The organism is Candidatus Tisiphia endosymbiont of Ditula angustiorana (genome assembly GCF_964026425.1).
Lineage (GTDB): Bacteria > Pseudomonadota > Alphaproteobacteria > Rickettsiales > Rickettsiaceae > Tisiphia.
The window spans coordinates 1,985,272-2,004,489 of record NZ_OZ032143.1 but is presented as its reverse complement, the minus strand read 5'-3'; the positions used below and the strand labels follow the sequence as shown (position 1 = coordinate 2,004,489).

At 33.9% G+C, this 19,218-nt stretch carries 21 protein-coding genes and 2 pseudogenes; 6 read left to right on the top strand and 17 right to left on the bottom strand.

Annotation, left to right across the window (positions count from 1 at the left end):
• Position 1: 1 nt before the first annotated feature.
• Positions 2-997 (bottom strand): annotated as a pseudogene (locus AAGD29_RS10415) (IS5 family transposase).
• A 9-nt stretch (positions 998-1,006) separates the two neighbouring features.
• Entirely contained in the window at positions 1,007-1,282 is a 276-nt protein-coding gene (locus AAGD29_RS09650; protein WP_341757973.1) for a hypothetical protein, read from the bottom strand.
• A gap of 69 nt (positions 1,283-1,351) precedes the next feature.
• Between AAGD29_RS09650 and AAGD29_RS09645 the strand changes: the two genes are divergently transcribed.
• Positions 1,352-2,392 carry an IS630 family transposase gene (locus AAGD29_RS09645; protein WP_341757344.1) on the top strand — a complete coding sequence of 347 codons (1,041 nt, stop codon included), beginning with the start codon at positions 1,352-1,354 and terminating at the stop codon, positions 2,390-2,392.
• On the opposite strand, the gene AAGD29_RS09640 is transcribed toward AAGD29_RS09645, so the two are convergent.
• Together AAGD29_RS09640 and AAGD29_RS09635 are read right to left on the bottom strand one after the other, a co-directional pair.
• Entirely contained in the window at positions 2,389-2,700 is a 312-nt protein-coding gene (locus AAGD29_RS09640) for a hypothetical protein (protein ID WP_341757972.1), read from the bottom strand. The two genes, AAGD29_RS09645 and AAGD29_RS09640, sit on opposite strands and share 4 nt — an antisense overlap.
• Positions 2,701-2,831: 131 nt before the next feature.
• Positions 2,832-2,960 carry a hypothetical protein gene (locus AAGD29_RS09635; protein WP_341757971.1) on the bottom strand — a complete coding sequence of 43 codons (129 nt, stop codon included), beginning with the start codon at positions 2,958-2,960 and terminating at the stop codon, positions 2,832-2,834.
• Positions 2,961-3,447: 487 nt separating this feature from the next.
• Between AAGD29_RS09635 and AAGD29_RS10410 the strand changes: the two are divergent.
• Positions 3,448-4,413 (top strand): annotated as a pseudogene (locus tag AAGD29_RS10410) (IS5 family transposase); the annotation flags it as partial.
• Here AAGD29_RS10410 and AAGD29_RS09620 read toward each other — a convergent pair.
• The 7 genes from AAGD29_RS09620 to AAGD29_RS09590 form a co-directional block, all read right to left on the bottom strand.
• Complete coding sequence (locus tag AAGD29_RS09620; protein WP_341757970.1) at positions 4,379-5,131, bottom strand: hypothetical protein; 753 nt, start codon at positions 5,129-5,131, stop codon at positions 4,379-4,381. The pseudogene AAGD29_RS10410 and the gene AAGD29_RS09620 overlap by 35 nt on opposite strands.
• 8 nt (positions 5,132-5,139) lie before the next feature.
• Positions 5,140-5,751, bottom strand: a complete 612-nt coding sequence (locus AAGD29_RS09615; protein ID WP_341757969.1) for a hypothetical protein — start codon at positions 5,749-5,751, stop codon at positions 5,140-5,142.
• A 238-nt stretch (positions 5,752-5,989) separates the two neighbouring features.
• Positions 5,990-6,523 carry a hypothetical protein gene (locus AAGD29_RS09610; protein ID WP_341757968.1) on the bottom strand — a complete coding sequence of 178 codons (534 nt, stop codon included), beginning with the start codon at positions 6,521-6,523 and terminating at the stop codon, positions 5,990-5,992.
• A 75-nt stretch (positions 6,524-6,598) separates the two neighbouring features.
• Positions 6,599-7,045 carry an AAA family ATPase gene (locus AAGD29_RS09605; protein WP_410521153.1) on the bottom strand — a complete coding sequence of 149 codons (447 nt, stop codon included), beginning with the start codon at positions 7,043-7,045 and terminating at the stop codon, positions 6,599-6,601.
• A gap of 24 nt (positions 7,046-7,069) precedes the next feature.
• Positions 7,070-8,521, bottom strand: coding sequence for an IS4 family transposase (locus AAGD29_RS09600; RefSeq protein ID WP_341757292.1), 1,452 nt, complete (start codon positions 8,519-8,521; stop codon positions 7,070-7,072).
• 69 nt (positions 8,522-8,590) lie between these two features.
• Positions 8,591-8,980: an AAA family ATPase gene (locus tag AAGD29_RS09595; RefSeq protein WP_341757966.1), complete on the bottom strand. Its 390-nt coding sequence runs from the start codon at positions 8,978-8,980 to the stop codon at positions 8,591-8,593.
• The gene (locus AAGD29_RS09590) at positions 8,977-9,450 is read right to left on the bottom strand and encodes a hypothetical protein (RefSeq protein ID WP_341757965.1); all 474 of its coding nucleotides are present in this window, start codon (positions 9,448-9,450) and stop codon (positions 8,977-8,979) included. The genes AAGD29_RS09595 and AAGD29_RS09590 overlap by 4 nt, the downstream gene beginning before the upstream one ends.
• 324 nt (positions 9,451-9,774) lie before the next feature.
• Here AAGD29_RS09590 and AAGD29_RS09585 point away from each other — a divergent pair, with 324 nt between their 5' ends.
• The 4 genes from AAGD29_RS09585 (at position 9,775) to AAGD29_RS09570 (ending at position 12,267) form a co-directional block, all read left to right on the top strand.
• Positions 9,775-10,023 carry a hypothetical protein gene (locus AAGD29_RS09585; RefSeq protein WP_341757964.1) on the top strand — a complete coding sequence of 83 codons (249 nt, stop codon included), beginning with the start codon at positions 9,775-9,777 and terminating at the stop codon, positions 10,021-10,023.
• The gene (locus AAGD29_RS09580) at positions 10,007-10,318 is read left to right on the top strand and encodes a hypothetical protein (protein ID WP_341757963.1); all 312 of its coding nucleotides are present in this window, start codon (positions 10,007-10,009) and stop codon (positions 10,316-10,318) included. Before AAGD29_RS09585 ends, AAGD29_RS09580 begins: the two co-directional genes overlap by 17 nt.
• The gene (locus AAGD29_RS09575) at positions 10,315-10,566 is read left to right on the top strand and encodes a hypothetical protein (protein ID WP_341757962.1); all 252 of its coding nucleotides are present in this window, start codon (positions 10,315-10,317) and stop codon (positions 10,564-10,566) included. Before AAGD29_RS09580 ends, AAGD29_RS09575 begins: the two co-directional genes overlap by 4 nt.
• 114 nt (positions 10,567-10,680) lie before the next feature.
• Positions 10,681-12,267: a recombinase family protein gene (locus AAGD29_RS09570; protein ID WP_341757961.1), complete on the top strand. Its 1,587-nt coding sequence runs from the start codon at positions 10,681-10,683 to the stop codon at positions 12,265-12,267.
• Here the strand turns inward: AAGD29_RS09570 and AAGD29_RS09565 are convergent.
• The 6 genes from AAGD29_RS09565 to AAGD29_RS09540 form a co-directional block, all read right to left on the bottom strand.
• Positions 12,264-14,123, bottom strand: a complete 1,860-nt coding sequence (locus AAGD29_RS09565) for an AAA family ATPase (RefSeq protein ID WP_341757960.1) — start codon at positions 14,121-14,123, stop codon at positions 12,264-12,266. The two genes, AAGD29_RS09570 and AAGD29_RS09565, sit on opposite strands and share 4 nt — an antisense overlap.
• Before the next feature lie 190 nt (positions 14,124-14,313).
• Complete coding sequence (locus tag AAGD29_RS09560) at positions 14,314-14,574, bottom strand: YcaO-like family protein (RefSeq protein WP_341757959.1); 261 nt, start codon at positions 14,572-14,574, stop codon at positions 14,314-14,316.
• A 37-nt stretch (positions 14,575-14,611) separates the two neighbouring features.
• Positions 14,612-14,785 (bottom strand): hypothetical protein, encoded by a 174-nt coding sequence (locus tag AAGD29_RS09555; RefSeq protein ID WP_341757958.1) that lies wholly within the window; start codon positions 14,783-14,785, stop codon positions 14,612-14,614.
• Between the two features lie 71 nt (positions 14,786-14,856).
• A complete protein-coding gene (locus AAGD29_RS09550; RefSeq protein ID WP_341748048.1) occupies positions 14,857-15,888 on the bottom strand; it encodes a transposase in 1,032 nt (343 codons plus the stop codon).
• A 2-nt stretch (positions 15,889-15,890) separates the two neighbouring features.
• Complete coding sequence (locus AAGD29_RS09545; RefSeq protein ID WP_341757957.1) at positions 15,891-16,646, bottom strand: IS3 family transposase; 756 nt, start codon at positions 16,644-16,646, stop codon at positions 15,891-15,893.
• Between the two features lie 75 nt (positions 16,647-16,721).
• A complete protein-coding gene (locus AAGD29_RS09540; RefSeq protein WP_341757956.1) occupies positions 16,722-19,187 on the bottom strand; it encodes a Tn3 family transposase in 2,466 nt (821 codons plus the stop codon).
• Positions 19,188-19,218: the final 31 nt, after the last annotated feature.

Here is a 19,218-nt window from a genome sequence, read left to right as displayed (position 1 = left end):
TTCAATAGACCTCTTTCGAAACTGGTTGACGTAGTTCAAAATTATAAATGCCAGAGATCAAATTAAATCTAAGACCAAATCTTTTACGTCTATTTCGATATTTGTCAGCAATAATTTTGAACCGTTTTAGCATACCAATAACGTTTTCATTTAGAACTCTTTCTCCTGCTAACCTACGATTATTCTTTTTATCATTTTTAGTTAAAGGATTTTTCTTGCTTTTTTTCTTTGGTAATTCAGAATTATTGTGAATTTTTTGTATATACTCGATGAAAATCAACAATTGCGTTGTTGTTGTCCAAGACCTGCGGTGCTCACGTACTAATGTACGCTGTGCTCCTCGGCTTGGACACTCCTAGCACTTGTTGATTTTGATCTTCGTCTACCAACTCTTCATTTACGAGCAGTATACCTTGATATCCTGTATCAGTAATCGCTTTAACCTTAGGATGGATAAGAATTTTGGATTCCTTAAATAATCTAAAGTCATGTTTTTTACCGTTAGAAAAATCTGTACATATTACTTGGTGTGTTTTCTTGTCTACCACTATTTGAGTTTTTAGTGTATGCCTTTTCTTCTTTCCTGAATAATAGAATTTTTGTTTTTTTTGGGTCTTTCTATAGGACTCTCAGTAGCATCAATCAAGACTACTTCATAATTCATATCACTCTTCATTAGAGCTTTACGACCTGGAAGAGCAAAGTTTGGGTGTTTAACTAGGGTGTCTTCTACCCATTTAACAGCTTTATATGCTGAACTTTCACTAATCCCATAGTTCTGACCTATATGGAAATAAGTACGGTATTCTCTAAGGTATTCTAAGACCATCAGCAACTGTTCCTCCAAATTGAGCTTATTTTTACGCCCACCTTTTGATTTCTTAAGACCATCAGCTTGCCTCAAAATATCCACCATCTTTGAGAATGTTCCCTTCTTTACTCCTGTTAATCGACGAAATTTTTCATCCTCTAACTCTTTAATCTGATCGAATTTCATATTATTACTTCAAATCAGATATTTATAACACCATTCTACATCATTGTCTAGTTTCGAAAGAAGCCTAATAAAATTGCTGCTTAGATAATCGGTACTAACTAGGTAACCACCGGCAACATTTGATAATTTTTCCAACGTTCTGCCTACATAACTTCTTTGCTCTATTTGTTCTAAATTGACATCAAGAGGTACAAAAAAGCTAGAAGGCTCTCGATTAATTTTTTTAGCAACTGCCATTGATGCTTCTTTTTCCAGCTCAGCATCACTCCAATTGCCTGTTACCATTGCTCTAATATACTACTCATAAATGAAGAGTTGCAAAGATAGGAGAGATATTATAAAGTTTAGGACATTATGAGTAAGAATGTATTGACAGAAGAACAAAGAGAAAAGTTGAAGGAACGTCATAAGACAGAACGAGACGGACGCATACGTGATCGTATTAAGGCAGTTTTGATGTATGACGATGGGTATAGTAATGTAGAGATTGCTAAGGTACTACTCTTGAGCCACGAAGCGATAAGAAAACATATTGTTGATTATCAAAAAGCCAATAAGCTTAATACCGACAATGGGGGTAGTGCAAGCAAATTAAGTGATGGTGAGAAGACAGAATTAGTGACTCACCTAGAAGCAAATAATTATGTTTATGCGAAAGATATTATGCATCACATTGAGAACAAATATGGTGTGACATATACGATAACGGGAGTAACAAAATTACTATACAAACTGGGATTTGTTTACAAGAAGCCGAAAATAGTACCGGCTAAGCTGGATTTTGACAAGCAAGAATTATTTAAGTTAAACTACAGTTTGCTAAAAGGGAATCTCAGAGATAAGGAAGCTATATATTTTATGGATGGTGTTCATCCTCAGTATCAAGCAAGGGCAAGGTGTGGTTGGATAAGAAAGAACCAAGATAAAACCTTACCAACATTCAGTGGCTGGAAAAGAAAGCACATGATTGGTGCTATTAACCTAGCCGATTTGCAGTTAGTAAGTACAGAGAACCCCAAAATAAATGGGGAGCAGATAGTTAATTTTTTACAAAAGTTAGAAGAGGAGAATAGTGACAAGGAGAGAATATATTTAATCTGTGACAATGCTAGTTACCACAAATCCAAGAAAGTCAAGGAATACCTAGTAAATACGAAAATAGAGCTAGTATTTTTGCCACCATATAGTCCAAATCTGAACCCAATTGAGAGATTATGGAAGTTTATGCACCGTATTACAACTAATAATAAATTTTATCATAATTTTGAACAATTTTCGGAAGCAATAAACAAATTTTTTAGCAACATCGGTGATTATAAAGATAGGTTACGTACCTTAATAAACGATAATTTCCAAACTATTACCGTTAACCATTTCTGCAACTCTTCAGGTTAATTGAGTATAGCTCTTAAAATAGAGAAGCTTCTTGCCTCCTTTGTACTCATCCCGATAATAGCTGCTTTTGGCGAAGTCGTGTTGATAATTGGATTATTACTCAATGTTTCTAGAACCTTCTGCCTAAAAGCATCAATGCTTTTGCCCTCACGAATAAATTCTATCGCCATATCGTGCATATTATGTTTATTACCGATAGTTAATATCTCATTAAGTCTAGTAGCTTCACTTTGCCTAATGTCTTTAGTAATTTGTTCGGTATTAACGGTAATCGGTGGTTGACTATTTTCTATTACTTCATTTTGCATGTTTTTCCTCATATTAATCATATTATTAGCAATTATTTCTAGTTGGTTTCGACCAATACCCACTGTATGATCAGTTGGTATACTCGATGAAAATCAACAATTGCGTTGTCGTTGTCCAAGACCTGCGGTGCTCACGTACTAATGTACGCTGTGTTCCTCGGCTTGGACACTCCTAGCACTTGTTGATTTTGATCTTCGTCTACCAACTCTTCATTTACGAGCAGTATATTGATACTAATGATACTTCTAGTGGTTTCCATTTGTTGATTCGATAAATGTTAGGATTATCCCCTTTTGACTCTTGCTCAAGTACTATGCCATTTGGTAAATAGCAATAGCCCACTGATATGTTACTTTTAATACCATCTAGCACGTCTTGGTAAGCTGCTTCAGCTAAACTACTCTTACCAAACCTTATTTTGCCCCTAGCTTTACCATCACTAGTTATTTCAGCAGCTTCAACAATACCAATTTGCTTAGTTGGGTCATGGTCAAGAAGTAGGGGAGCGTGGCCAGAATTTAACCAATCCAGCTTGACGCTTTCAGGTTTGTGGTCAAGTATCTCAAGACCAAAAAATCTCTCTACTGGTTCTTCACTTGAAAAAGACAGTTCAAAACTGCGATCTTCTCTAAGTAGCTGATCTAAAACCGTATGTCGGTATAGTATTTCACTTTTACATTAGGCTTCTTTCGAAACTAGACAATGATGTAGAATGGTGTTATAAATATCTGATTTGAAGTAATAATATGAAATTCGATCAGATTAAAGAGTTAGAGGATGAAAAATTTCGTCGATTAACAGGAGTAAAGAAGGGAACATTCTCAAAGATGGTGGATATTTTGAGGCAAGCTGATGGTCTTAAGAAATCAAAAGGTGGGCGTAAAAATAAGCTCAATTTGGAGGAACAGTTGCTGATGGTCTTAGAATACCTTAGAGAATACCGTACTTATTTCCATATAGGTCAGAACTATGGGATTAGTGAAAGTTCAGCATATAAAGCTGTTAAATGGGTAGAAGACACCCTAGTTAAACACCCAAACTTTGCTCTTCCAGGTCGTAAAGCTCTAATGAAGAGTGATATGAATTATGAAGTAGTCTTGATTGATGCTACTGAGAGTCCTATAGAAAGACCCAAAAAAAACAAAAATTCTATTATTCAGGAAAGAAGAAAAGGCATACACTAAAAACTCAAATAGTGGTAGACAAGAAAACACACCAAGTAATATGTACAGATTTTTCTAACGGTAAAAAACATGACTTTAGATTATTTAAGGAATCCAAAATTCTTATCCATCCTAAGGTTAAAGCGATTACTGATACAGGATATCAAGGTATACTGCTCGTAAATGAAGAGTTGGTAGACGAAGATCAAAATCAACAAGTGCTAGGAGTGTCCAAGCCGAGGAGCACAGCGTACATTAGTACGTGAGCACCGCAGGTCTTGGACAACAACAACGCAATTGTTGATTTTCATCGAGTATATACAAAAAATTCACAATAATTCTGAATTACCAAAGAAAAAAAGCAAGAAAAATCCTTTAACTAAAAATGATAAAAAGAATAATCGTAGGTTAGCAGGAGAAAGAGTTCTAAATGAAAACGTTATTGGTATGCTAAAACGGTTCAAAATTATTGCTGACAAATATCGAAATAGACGTAAAAGATTTGGTCTTAGATTTAATTTGATCTCTGGCATTTATAATTTTGAACTACGTCAACCAGTTTCGAATGAGGTCTATTGTTATTTGGAGGTTTTAAAGCATCTACAGCAACATTATTATTTAATGTAGGAAGATAGCTAGCATGTGTCATTAGCTCTTCTATTTCATATTCTACTGGATTATACGACCTAATCTTAACTAGATGATACTGACCCCCTTTATGGTAAACTGAGCCAGCAACCCTAATTGGTTGATGAGCTGATTTAAAATGCATGTCACCACCGAAAGCTAGGGCAATTTGGTATCTAAGTTTTAGAAGTTTCTGCAAATCATCGCCCATTACTGCCTTGGTTAACTGCCAGTAAATATGTAGCTTGGCATGACCTGAATCAGTAGTACCTCCAGACTCAACAACCATAGTTGGCTCACCTAAAGCTGCAGTTAAATCAGTTAGTTTGCATTCAGTATCACCTTCATCAATATCGATAAGCAGTGTTTGCATTTGGATGACATCAATACTGCCAGCTACTCCAGCTTTAGAAACAGTGCCGGGGACAACATAAAAAGCAGAGCTTCGTTGATTAGCTAGCTTTGCAAAATTAGCAGCATGCTCTACCACCTCATCATCAGCCTTTATCCACATATTACTTGGTGGTCGGCTGTTGTTATTGCCCTTTTCAGCAAAAGACCTCAATGGTATAAAACCTTCTAAATAGCCGAATACTACGTAAAAGTAAGTTTTTATATAATCTCTTGATGGTTGTAACATAGTTCTCTTTATGAACCCCAACATTTATTTTGGTAATGGCACATTTTACACTCGAAATAATCCTTGCTAGTAAAAGCCCTTGGCAGTAATTCATCAGCTTCTATAGCCCTGATAATATTTACTGCCTTATCACTCATTTTTTGAGCAAGTTCCCCGTCAAATGGTATCAATTCATGGTAAATTTCTGCATTATCTTTGTTAACAGCTGTAAACAAGCATGGATTCTTTGAAATACTAGGAATAGTCTCTGTCATATAAGCTTGGTACAAAGCAATCTGAGCAGCATAAAGCGGTTTAGACAAGGTTAGCCCTTTTTTTGCAGTTTCCTTCCACGCTCTATTGTTCATTGATTTTGCTTCCCATAAGGCAGGACAGGTAATATTGATTCCGCTAGGAGCAGTCTTAATAATCCCATCGATATGCCCAGCTATTCGAGTATCAGCTACCATAAAACCAAATTGCTTACCGTTGTCATCAACAGTAACCAGCTCAAATCCAGCTAGGCGTAACCATCTTGCCGCTAGTTCTTCAAACAAATGCCCGGCTTCAAAGATACGAAGTGTTTGACCGCTAAATCCTGAAGTTTCATGATGTACAGCACTAAGATATTCATACTGCAACGCTCTACTACAAGGATGACCAAGGCTAGAAGCACCTAAATAAATACTTACGTTTTGGCAACGTTTTTCTCTCTAATGTTAATGCTTGGTTCAGCAATAGATTCAACTGCTCATTAATAGTATTACTGACAGGTGTATTGATTGGTCTATTAAAATCCAGCATAATCAGCCCCAACTTGGTATATTATACTCGATGAAAATCAACAATTGCGTTGTTGTTGTCCAAGACCTGCGGTGCTCACGTACTAATGTACGCTGTGCTCCTCGGCTTGGACACTCCTAGCACTTGTTGATTTTGATCTTCGTCTACCAACTCTTCATTTACGAGCAGTATACTAAGACCCATTACAACAGCATAATCCTTATGCTCTAGACCAATGGCACATTTGATCACGTTTCTATTATTACCTTCCTGATCTTCTTCAACATCTATTTTAACCACAAACTCCAGTCCATTAAGGTCAGCAAAACTGTCAATTTTTCTAGCAGTTTGTGCAGCTTCACAATTATCCTTATCACTAAACCCTTTAGCTGAATTTAAGATAGAGCGGATAAAACTACGACCCATAGCACCCCAACGATTATTGTTTTTCTCACTGTAAAGACCAATTAGCTGCCATATTTTGTAACCTATATATTTTTCGTCTAATTTTCCTTGTAAAATTGTAAATGCACAGTTAAGGTAAACAGCCTTGCTTGCTAAATTCTGAGTAGCATAACCCAAAGTCCAACCTTGCTCTAGGTCATCCGCCCATCTTAATTCGTAAAGCAACCTTAGCTATAGTCCCGGCTGGGATTAGTTCAAAATTAAACTGTTCAATATTATTGAAATCGTAAAAGCTCATAATTATTTTCCTCCTGTTGTTATTCTTGTTCCTGATTTAATTTTTTCCATTAATTTGCCAAGGTCAGCTGGTTCGATCATTGCTAATTTGCCTGATCGGTCTTTGGCGGGATAACCATATGGATTGTTGGTATGGTTAATAAAAGCTCGGTAAGTTGAGTTATCTTGTGCTTTAAGCTCTGCCATAGTAATGACTTGATCAACTATGCCCGGTAGCTCATTTGCCGTTTTGCTACCATCTATTTGCAGAGCAAAATTTTTGCGATTTAAATCATCAAATTTTTCCTCTAAAATTCCAACAAACCATACATTCTTACTTCTGCTATGCTGTAAAGTAGTAAGCCAGCTAATCATTTCTTGTCCATGCAACCCATAGGCTGAACGCATATCTTCTTTGCCGGTTTTATCGCTAATTACCTGTGGTTGCCCCTTACACCATTGCAAGCACAAACGACCTGCAACAGTACCTTACTATTACCCACAAATATTAGAGTTAGCTAATTGATAACCTTGAACTAGATCAAATAACCGTTGCCATCCTCTCCACAATACAATAGGACCAGGCTCTAGATCATTTTTTCTTGCTAAATACCCACCCAATTTAGCAACCCATATTATAGCATTTTTTATTGTAGGAATTGTATTATTAGGGGGAGCTGCTTTGTGTATCTTTACATACAAAACTCGCCATTCTTCTTCAGCTAATATTACACTACATGGTAGATTAGGATTAGTTCTGCCAATTAAAGTAATAAAAAAAATTCTCCAAGCAATTATGCTCATGATTGTCAAGTATTTTATTAATCTTTCTCCTGTTGCAAGTCTACATTGTTCAACCCTAAATCCAGATTTTAAAATTTTATGAAAAATTTCAATTCTCCATCTTAAACAATACCATCTTACTTTCTCTATAGCTTCTTCAAAATTATTGATAACTATATTGGTTAGTAACATCCATTCTAATGGTGTTGTTCCACTAGGGGGACGACGCTCAATAACATTGATGGCATATACTGGTAAATTTGGCAATGTTTCTGTTTTATGTCTTACATTGTTTACAGGAGGATTCATTATAAATTTTCCAAATCTAACTTCCAAATGTCTAATCCTATTAGCTTTATTTTCTTGACTAGTATCTTTAACTGCTATTTCTCCAGCACACTGGAAACCCGATACTACCTTCCACAAATATTGTCTATCTTTTTTGGAATATTTTGACTTTTTATTTATTTCTCTATCCTGTGCAGCTCTAACTAAAACTTTAGATTTCTGAGCTTGTGCCAATTCAAAAAAATCATATATATCAGCTTCTCTATCACAAACAGTTATAATTTGGGTATTACTATTATTCGTTGCATTAATAGTGTTCTGTAATGCATTAAGCCACTTCATACTTTCTTTATCTTTAATATGTACCGCATTACCATGACTAGTTTTTTTTAACTGTTGTATTTCTTCAGGCACTGCTGGTCTATTGTGAATCTTTTGATCCAACAACCCAAGTGCTAATCCATTGGTAGCAACCGCAAAGGCAGTATGCATTATCAGACCTTTACATTCAATATTTTTAACATTCTTTCCCTCTTTTCTTGATAACACACCCAATCCAGTAGTTTTTTTATGACTAGTATATGTGATATAACTAGTATCTTGTATAACAAGAACTTTATCATGCTCTTTGATTCTTTCTACTGCTTTAGCAATATGGGCTTCTAATATTTTTGATTCCTTAACATTATCGTTTTTAAAAAAACGATATGCTGCTTTTGTTTCTGCCCAATTTCCACATGCTTGATTAATTGAGCTTTCAGGTATATTTGCAAAATTATCAGCTATCTTTATTAACCTATTTGTCAGCCTTTTATCACCCAAAATAGCTCCACTAAATTCCTCGGTCAAATAATTATTTATTATTTCTTGACTCATACTATACCTCTACAATGTAATATTTTAATTGCAAATCAGTATATTATTTTTACTTCTTTTTCACCATTGTTATTTTGTGGGTAATAGTAAGGCAACAGTAATGGAATCAATGAAGATAGTCTGGTATTTATCCAACATTGCAGCTTCCCCAAAGCGTTTGCAAACATCCTGATAATGAGCATTACTGTAAACAAAACCATCATGAATCGCCGGATTAGCACCACCAATAAACACTGCAAGGTCTCGACATTCTTGCCAAGTGCGAGGTCTAATAGTATCTCCTTGCCAACCTTCTACTGCTAAATCACCTGCCTCTAGGTCAAGGAATAAAGTGTTATTTTTTGGCAGCGTCCAAAGTAAACTGGTTTTACCTACTCCGTAACCACCAAAAATACATCCCTTAATACCTCTTGTTTCAGCTAAGCGTTCATCGGCACTGATAATAGGCAGCTTGCTCATAATGCTACCTCCTGATCCAGTCTGTTTAGTTTATAGATCGGCTTACTCAACTTTAAAGTTCGAGCAGGTTCAAAAATGTTCTTAATTGTGCTAGACCAACTGTTATACTTAGCCTCTAGTACATTGTAGTAGGTCTCAACGAAATCATTTAAATTACCTCCATTAACTAAAATATCAGTAGCAATTTTTGCCAACTTTTGCTGATCCCATTCAACCTTCTTAACAACATCGCAACTAATCTTAAAGCCATTATCCTCGAGATGTATAATGCCGGTATCTTTCTCAAGGCGTAGCCTTTTAGCTCTAACATGTTCGCCATACTTTAAGCTAATGGCAGACAAAAGCCATTCTCTGGTTTTTTTTGCTTGCTCAAGTTGCTCTGATACTTGCTGCAATAACTGGTACAAATCTTGTATTTGGTATTTTGCTAGCGAGCCAATTGGTACGTGTAAAACGTTATCTTTATTCATCATTAATCTCCTATTTGAAATATAAAATGCCCTTAATAGGATTCCTTGAAATTTCAACTTTTGCAATCTTAAGTTATTAAAAATAACTTGTTTAAACCGGATATCTAGCATAGATCAAGCAAAAAGCTCTTTAATTTAGTTATTTAAAATAACATTTTTCCACAGATTTATAATTTTAGATTACAGTACCCATAATTAGAAATCAGTCCATGACTCAGCACGTTTCTAAAACTCCTATGTAGAACCTTTGATTTAACAAAAAATATTTTTCTATACATGACAGTTAGCTAGGTTTTATAACCTACAATTAAAATTAAGAAGATTATGAAACTTTCAACTTGGATGTCAGTAAATAAAATAAAGCCTACTGCAGCTGCTCGCTTATTTGAAACAACTCATACCCATATTTACAAATATCTTTATGAAGCAGCTATTCCAAGAGAAAAAATTATGATGAAGATTTTTATAACTACTCGAGGAGCTGTAACACCAAATGATTTTTACGGAGCTACAGATGAATTTCTTGAACAAGAATTATTAAAGGAATTAAAACAAGATGACTACCGGTATTAAACGTAAACTTCAAACTATCCTAGCACTTGACCTTGACACGACCCTAGGCTGGGCAATACGAGATCCAACATGTCGTATTACCTTTGGTACAGTCACTTTCAAGCTAAAGCGATTTGAAGGAGGAGGCATGCCATATTTACGTTTTAAGCAATTTATAGGTAAAGGCAATGCTTCCAAACAGGAAGTAATTAAGGCAGTTAAACGCAAAGGCTTTACTACAGAAGACCATAATGAAGCTGATAGCTTAGCATTGCTGGATTTAATTTTATCGAAATATAATGAAGAAGAATTATGATAAACAGATTACCAAACGCTGATTTAGGTGATAAAAAGCCTCATAAAAATATTAAAGCTAGAAGATCAAGAGAAGAAATTTTTAACTGTTTAGCTAACTGTATTCGTAATGCTCATGATGAAGATATAAGTGAGGAGGAGTCAAGGAAATTAGCAAGAAACTTTATAAATTTTTGCCAAAAATTTGTAGAGATTCAAGTTAGGTTAGAAAAGGAGAAAGAATTACTTAAATCAAAATTGACTTTCTAAATTCTTTTTTAAAGATAATAAGTTATTTGTAAATTAAAGATTGAAAAATTAGTTTTAAATGCTAATATTAATGGGCATAAATAAATATAAAAAATTCTGTGGAGGAGTCTATTAATGATTGATCGTTATAAAGCTACAAAAGCAATTATCTTATCACGTGTTTCATCAAAAGATCAACAAGAAGGTTATTCTCTTGAGGTACAAACTGATAGATTGGAAAAATATTGTGAGCGTAAGGGGTTATTTATTTTAGACCGCTTTAAGCTTGTTGAATCATCGACCAAAGGTGATCGTAAACATTTTATGGAAATTATCAAATTTATAAAAAAGCAGCGTGAGACTATTGCTTTTGTAGCTGATAAAGTTGATCGTATTCAAAGAAGCCAAAAAGAAACGCCTATTTTAGATGATCTAATAAGGCAAGGCAAGTTAGAACTACATTTTAACAGTGAGGGTTATGTAATCCATCAGCATTCCAGTGCACATGAATTAATGATGTGGGGTATGAGTGTTGTATTTGCTAAATCTCATACTGACCTGCTTAGCGAGAATGTTAGGAAAAGTTTCAAACAAAAAATAGAAGTACATGGAGAATGGTATGGTCCAGCTCCTATTGGCTATGTAAATAAACGGGATGAAAGGGGGAGAGGACTAATAGTGGTAGACCCAGTGAGTGGTCCAATAATAAAAAAAATCTTTGAAACTTATGCTACAGGAGTTTATACTTTGTCTGAAATGGTAGCCAAGGCTAGAGAGTGGGGTTTAAGGAGTAAAAAGGGTTTTCATTTTACTAAATCACCTTTGCATCGACTTTTACAAAATCCATTTTATTACGGAGAAATGAGGATTAAAGAAGAATTATGGCCTCATAAGTATGAACCACTTACCACAAGAGAGATTTTTATGGCATGCGAAACAGTAAGAAATGGTTGGAATAAAACACCTTTTCAGTATAGAGGTAAAGAATTTTTATTTAGGGGTATTCTCAAATGTGCTGTTACTGATAAACTAATTACTGCTGATACTAAAACCAAAAGATATAAGAATGGTAAAGTATCAGAATGGACTTATTTACGTACTTGGAATCCACAAAATCCTGAAAAGATGATTTGGGTCAGAGAAGATCAAATAGTGTTACAGCTTGAAGAAGTACTGAAAAGCTTAAAAATTAAAGACCCTGAAATATTAAAACAGACGATGGAATATCTTATGAATGTTAATCACGGAAAGGCACATGAATTTAACCGTGAAGTTGGTGCATTAAAGCAAGAACATACCCAAATTCAAAATAAACTTGACTCGATTGTAGACTTAGTTACAGAAGGAGTTTTAACTAGGGAAGAATTTTTGCGTAAGAAAACACAATTAAGAGATAGGCAATATGAATTAAGTGAACTGATTAAAAGTTATGATAAGGTAGATGACAAATTATCAAAAAAGCTTGTAGACCTGATAAGTATTACTACAAACGCCTATGAAACTTTTAGGGATTCGACGATAGCTGAAAAACGGGAATTACTAAATTTTATGTTTGCGAACCTAAATCTTAATGGTTCAAACCTAGAGTACACCTTGGCTTTTCCCTTCACAGAACTAGCAAAATTAACCAATTGTCCCATTTGGCGGGGCGTAGTGGACAATTTCAGAACCATAACAGACAGTAAATTACTTATTATTCAAACGCTTACAACCTATTACTAAAGCATTGTCACCTGATATTGTAAATCCATATTTTTACCACAAAAAGCTATGGAAAGTTTAATGATTTTTTTGATATGAGAATGTTCTTTTACCTTAGTATCATATTGTTTATCTATAATCTGTTTTAAGCCCATTTGAGCTACCGAGGCTAAATCTTCAGAAGGTTTAGCGATTTTATACTCGATAATCATGGCTTTGTCACCTTTGCCAACTTTGGGGATCATGCTTACATCAGGGCGTCCATCACCTGATTCTTGTTCACTTGATATTATATAGCTCGGTGCTAACATGTTAATAATCCCTAGCATAAAGCCACTATAAAATAATTCGACCTTTTTCTCTCCCACTTGATGAAAACTAGTACTATTCAGCAGCAACTCCTGCATTCTTTGTTTAAACTCCTCTATTTTACCAGCTGGCAGTAAGCTCATTAGCGGATAATATAATGAGCTATCCATTTGTAATTGTTTGCCAAGCCATTGCAGTAATCGAGTTTCATAAATAAATTTTACTTCTTCATTTGGCGCACTTAATTCAAAAATATTTCTTGTTGGTTCAACAACGGTAGGATTCAAATAACCACTAAATAGTAATAAGCTAAACAAACCTGAACGTGAACTAATATCACTAAAACTTATTTGTTTCATAATAGGAGCAATAATAGCTTTACCAGCAGCCAATACTTGAATATCCTGCTGCATCTCATCTGACAATAAAACATTATCAATCCAACCAGTACCGCCACTGTCAACCCAATAATAATCTAGTTTCCCTTTACTTGCTAAGCATTGCATGATAGACCATGGGTTATAGATAATCTCTCCACCAAAATTATAGCCATTATACCATCTCTTAATTTCTTCTGGGTTAGTATCAAGCGGTACTTTGCTTAACAACTCTTCTACTTCTCCTGCAGTAAATCCGTAGACTTTGGCAAATGGTTCGTCTAACAAACTATACTCACGAACATTATTCAGACCAGAAAATAACTCAGCTTTAGCAATCCGCAAAATTCCTGTAATAACTCCTCGTTCGACTGGTAATTCTTGATCGCCAGTTTCCCTTTTAAAGGTAGATTTCATGATTCCACGAAAAATTTCTAACACTTTCTGAAATTCTGCCTCATTAGTACCAAACCATCTGTAAGCACTATTAATGGGTGTATCATATTCATCAATCAATACCCAAGGTTTTCTATTATAATGTTTGTAAATCAAATGGCTTAAAATAGCCAAACTATTTTTGATATTGTCTAGAGTTACCTCGCCAAATAAATATTGGTTGAAATCTGCTCGTTCATCTGATGCAAGCTTATCACTATTAGCTAAATATCTATGTGACTGAAATAATTTCCGTAACTGGCTTTTTACTCCTTGTTCGATATCGTGATAGTTTGAGCCTTCTACGCTTTTAAAAGTGATGAATATTACGGGTAATTGACCTTGATATTCCAAAATAATATGTGGATACTCAGCTACTTTGAGCTTTTGAAGTAATTTTTTTCTACCAGTTGCAAGTCCTAAATCTATTTTTCCACCTGTAAATAATTTGCTATTGTTCTGATTCTCTAATGATAAGGGATTGCCATGCTCATCTATTTCTATTTCAAAGAATCTCCTAATCATATCCATATTCAAGCTCTTACCCCAACGTCTTGGTCGGGTGATTAGAATTACTTCTCCACTGTCTTCTAGTAATTCTTTGATCATTAAGCTTTTATCAACAAATACATCACTATTTAACAATAATGTTTTAAAATCATCAGTACCTACCCTCATTCTAGGTGGATTACTATTATCCTTAACAGAATCAGTATCTTTAAATTGTATATTAGTATCCAAAAGTTTAACTATCATACTAGTTGATTATATTTAAAAATTACCATAAAGCCTTATATCTAACAAATTGTAGCACAAATAAGCTAGCATCACTAGTAATTTAAGCAAATACATAATTACATCTCGTGACAACATCGCCTAATTTATCCATATTTTAAAAAAATATTGGATAAGGATTAAGATATTTTTCTAAAGTAGGATGCTTGGTTCATCCCATTTTTACAGGTACGTCAAATAAACGACCCGGTGAAAAACTTCTGCCAAAATGCCGCAAGCCCGGTACTATAATTTTGACTACAGCTATCCCTGTATCCTTTCTAGTTTGGTTAATATAATAAGCTTCTAGCCCGGCTTTTTTCACAATATTTATGCAATTTTCTAAAGTATTGCTGTCCTTTACTGTACTGAAATCATAATTAATGTTATCCTTAGGTAATAAATATGGTTCTGATACTGTCTTAAGAGTCAAGGATTAAAATAGGATTAAAGATCAGGGTAATTTAAAGTCACAATCTAAGGTTGCAGAATAAAGTATAAACAGATTGTTTGTAATGACTATAATATTCCCTAGTTTCAGTAATTTTAGCAGAAATAGTAGCTATTATTGATATAACAAAACTCCGTAATAATGATAAAACGATAGGTGCATTATCTTTCCGAATTGTTGATTTATCTTCCATAAATACCCTGTCTTTTACCCAATTTAAATTATTCTCACAACTCCAGTGTTTTCTATTTAAATCCACAAAACTTACGCTATGTAAGGTTCTAAATAGCGTAAAGAGGGTGAACGTAACTGCTGTTGCATATAATGATCTAAAAGCCCTAACTTTATTTGATAAACCGTCTTACCTATTTTGTGTGCAGTTCTTTTTAGAAAAGCCCACACTAAAAATGCACAACTAATGTGATTACGCTGGATGCGTTGTTTTCTGCATTGGCATCGTTCTATACCGGTAAGTTGCTTGATTTCTCTATGCATGCTCTCAATTACCCAACGAAAGCCACACTCATCTTGTACGGCTTTAGAAGATTTTTGAGTTTTGTTATTGGTAACAATATAATCAACTCTGTTGGTAGAAACAGTAAGTTTAAACAAATTAACATGCTTATCTTTTGCAAAGCCCTTTATATGAATCTCCACTCCGCTCTTAATTTCCTCATCTGAAAACGTTAACTTGCTAACAGCTTTATAAGGCTTAGAAGAGGAAGTTTTAGTAACGTTTCTATTTGCTTTAATAGGAGCATAATAATATTTACCCAAGGAATCAACATGTTGCATAATTTTATGCGTAGCATACCATGTGTCAAAAAGCACAGTTTGAAAAGGAATCTTTTTGCTATACACAGCATTATTTAACATATTTAATAGGTGTTCTACTTTTGTCGCTCCATCATGTTCGGGCGAAAAAATTCGGTAATCTATTACCCAAAACTTATTAATATCCGGATTATAATATACCAAACTTACTACTCCTATACCAGTAGTAATACCACCTGTAGCCCCACTGTACTGTGATCTAGCAATTTCTATTTTCTTGGTATTTCTTTTATTTAACACCGTATCATCAAATATTGTATATCCGTTAGGCGATAAAATAACATCATCCTTAATATGTTCCCATAACAAAGAAGGTGTATATTTTTCATTTTTTAAAAATCTATTAATAACATCATGGCTACATTTTTTGGCATGTTCAGCATAGTAGGTCAAACTATAATTCTTTTGACTCACTATTAGAAATTGACAGTAATCTGTCCTATTAACTGGTATTGCTTGCAATTTTATCCTCTTGGCATTTGTAAATTATACTCAACATAATTTACCATTTTTTTTCTCATAGCGTAAGTTTTGACAGTTCTATTGCCATCTAGGTTAGTCCAATATTTACCAAGTAAATAATTATGTACTTTATGTTGGTCATCTTTTATAGAAGTTAACTTTTTCTTCTTTGGATAAATAGCTTCTATCCCTATCAAATTCATGTATTTAAGTACACGATCCTTACCGATAACCAAACCATCTTCTAATAATTGTCTATGGATATAACGATATCCATATTCCGGATTATCAGTATAGATTTCATCGATTCGATGTAAAATCTTGAGACCATCTGAACTCATAGGTTTTGCTTGATAATAAACCGAAGAACGATTAATATTTAATAACTCGCATCGCCTTGCCTTTGATAATTTATTTAGCTTGGAGTCGACAAGGTTTTTCTTATTTAATAAATCCAAGCTGTTTAGCTTTCCCACGGCCCAATCCCTTTCTACTGTAGTTTTCCCAAGTGCTTTTGCTAACTCATCATTTTGTTCTTTGAGTTTATTAATTTGTTCTTGATATTCACTTACTGCTTTTGCTGGCTCAAAAGCCAATGGAGCATTTGCTAAAAATTGCTTTTTCCAATTCTTAATAGTCTTTGTGCTAACTCCGTGTTTTGAAGCCAATACTGATATTGGATTTTCTTCCCTTAAAACTTCTATCACTATCTTGCTCTTTTCTTCTGTACTAAATACTCTTAGTTTATTTTTGTTCATATTTTTTCCTAATTTTTATCTTTTATTTTATCTTCAATTAGGAAACAAATCTCTCTATTTTTTTGTCCAGTTTCTTCAGTCCATTATAGGGTTAATTAAGCAATGCACATATTCTTTAATAGCATCATCGCAATACAGATTTTTTAGTTGATCATTGAGGTTGGTGAATCTTGGATTTAACCCCGCTCCAAACCACTTCATGATTGCAAAGTTTGCTTTGTTGATAACATGCATATCACCAGTTATCATGTCTGGAATAATTTCCGAGGTATTGTTATACCAAATATCGAACACAAAGTAACTTTCATGTTCATGTGTGCCAATAAGCTCACATTGTAATGGTATATGATTTGCAAGAATAGTGTAAGCACTAACACCTTGACCTTCTCGCAAATACTTACGTGAATAACGTGCTTTGATATTGGGCGTATCCAGTTCAAATTTCTGACCATCAACGCTGCTATAAAGTAATTCTAAATCTAAAGAATAATACGGAAAAATCTTAAGCTTTGAGATAGCATTGCTTATTATGTCGTTTGCTTCTTTCAATGTTGATAACCGTAAATACTGCTGATAAGTTGTTTCAAGTGTGCGGTATGAAATATCACTAATTTGAGACATTTTATAATTGCCGTGGTTAAAAGCTTGAGCAAGAATTGTAGCGATTAGTTTATCCTTATTGTCTGGTTCTTGTTTAGCATAACGAGGCTGTAAAGTGGTAAAAGCTGATAAAAAATTGCAATTGTTATTAACAAAGTTCAATACTTCGCTAATTTCACAAAATGGTAATTGTTTGAAGAATTTGTTTTGTAGTTTTTCATCCTTATTAGCTTTAATTTTATTCCAGCAAAGTTTCTTTTTCTCTTTATCGTACATTAAATGCGTAAGCTTACCTTGCTTTAGATTTTTATTAAAAAGTAACCAAAGATCATGTAACTCTTTGGTTAAATCATCTAATTGCTTGTTGATAGGTTGTTGTAACCATGGGATATTTAGTTTTTTTAAGATTTCCTCCTTTTGATTTATAACTACTAATTCATGATTAAAACAACGATGATTAAGACTATTTTCAATATAAAGCCCACTCGTACTAATTTGTTTATTAATTTGGCAGTAAATCCAATATTCATAACGATTAGCATTAATAGTTCTATTTTCTTCAGTGCTATTTCTTAGAAGATAACGTTGTAAATGTTTGGGAATAGTCTCGTCTGGACATTCACTAAAAGGTCTGTCAGAGAGTTTTTGATTATCTGTAAATACTTTGTGTAACCAATTGGCTGATTTGAGCCATGGATTATTTGTAATCTCACTCGAAAAATCAAGCTTCATGAAGAGAGGTCGTAAGTTCTTCTTGTAACTTTTCTGAGCTTTATCAATTTGTTGCCACTTAAATTCTTTCTTGCGGTGCGGCTTATTAAGCATCTTTTGCCCAAGAACCTGAATATCTTCTTGAGGCATAATTTTAAAAGCATGATCACGTACTTTGACAAATAACGTCGTATCGTTAAATTGCTCATCCACATAAAGCAATAGTAGGTTTCCTATTTTTTCTTGTGATTCTGTTGCTTCATCGACAAAATGAGTTTTTACTTTGTCTCGAATAGTTTTTTCAAATCTCTTTACTTGGTAGATAAAGGCTTCTACTAAATTATCATTTAATTGCTGATAGCGTTTAAGCACGTAACATAAAGTATATAAATAATCTTGGTTGTACCGCAACTTACGTAAGTTACTAATACTATAATAATGAGCAAGATTGGCATAAGTATCAATATTCTGCCTTGAAATATCTAATTTTGGTATCACGTTTATAGCAGTGCTATATAAAGGTTCTAAGGTGCTATATTTTTGTCGTTCCTTTAGCATCATTTTAAAGCCAAAATTTTTAGCATCTTGCTTAAATCCGGCTAGTGTTGAAATAGTATTTTCACTTACCATTAATTGATCTAGAGCCTCTTTATGTTCACTCTTTAGTTCTCTATCTAGTATAGCACTGATACGTTTACGTTCCGCAGTAAGACTTTTACTGACTATAGCTTGTAGAGTAGTATAAGCTGGGCGTACCACTTTGATGTTATTTAAAAAAGCAATTAACTCACGTGCTATAAAATTAGGTGAAATATCACGTTTTATTATTTGAGTTGCTTGGTTTAGGAGTACCTGCAGGAAGTCTTTAGTCCAGAGTCGGTAACCAAAGAAACCTATAATTTCTTTACGTTGAGTGTAATATTCATGATTAGTGATAGAAATTTTAGATAAATTTTTGTCATCAAAATAATGGTATATAATAAACTGTAAGTCCTCTTGTGGAATATCTTCCCATGAGAGTTGAAAAAATATCTTTTTTGCTTTAAAATAGCCAAGTTGTAATGCATAAAAAACATTGATATGGGTGTGTGGACTGCTTGTAATATTTACAAGCTCACTTTCAGAAAAACTAAAATATTCTCTTCGTTGTTTATTATTAAAATCCGGTATTCCATACAAAGCAAATTTTTCCACTTCGGAAAAAATAGCTAAATTTTTATCTTGGGTCATAATTAATTATACATTGTATTTATAATGCTTA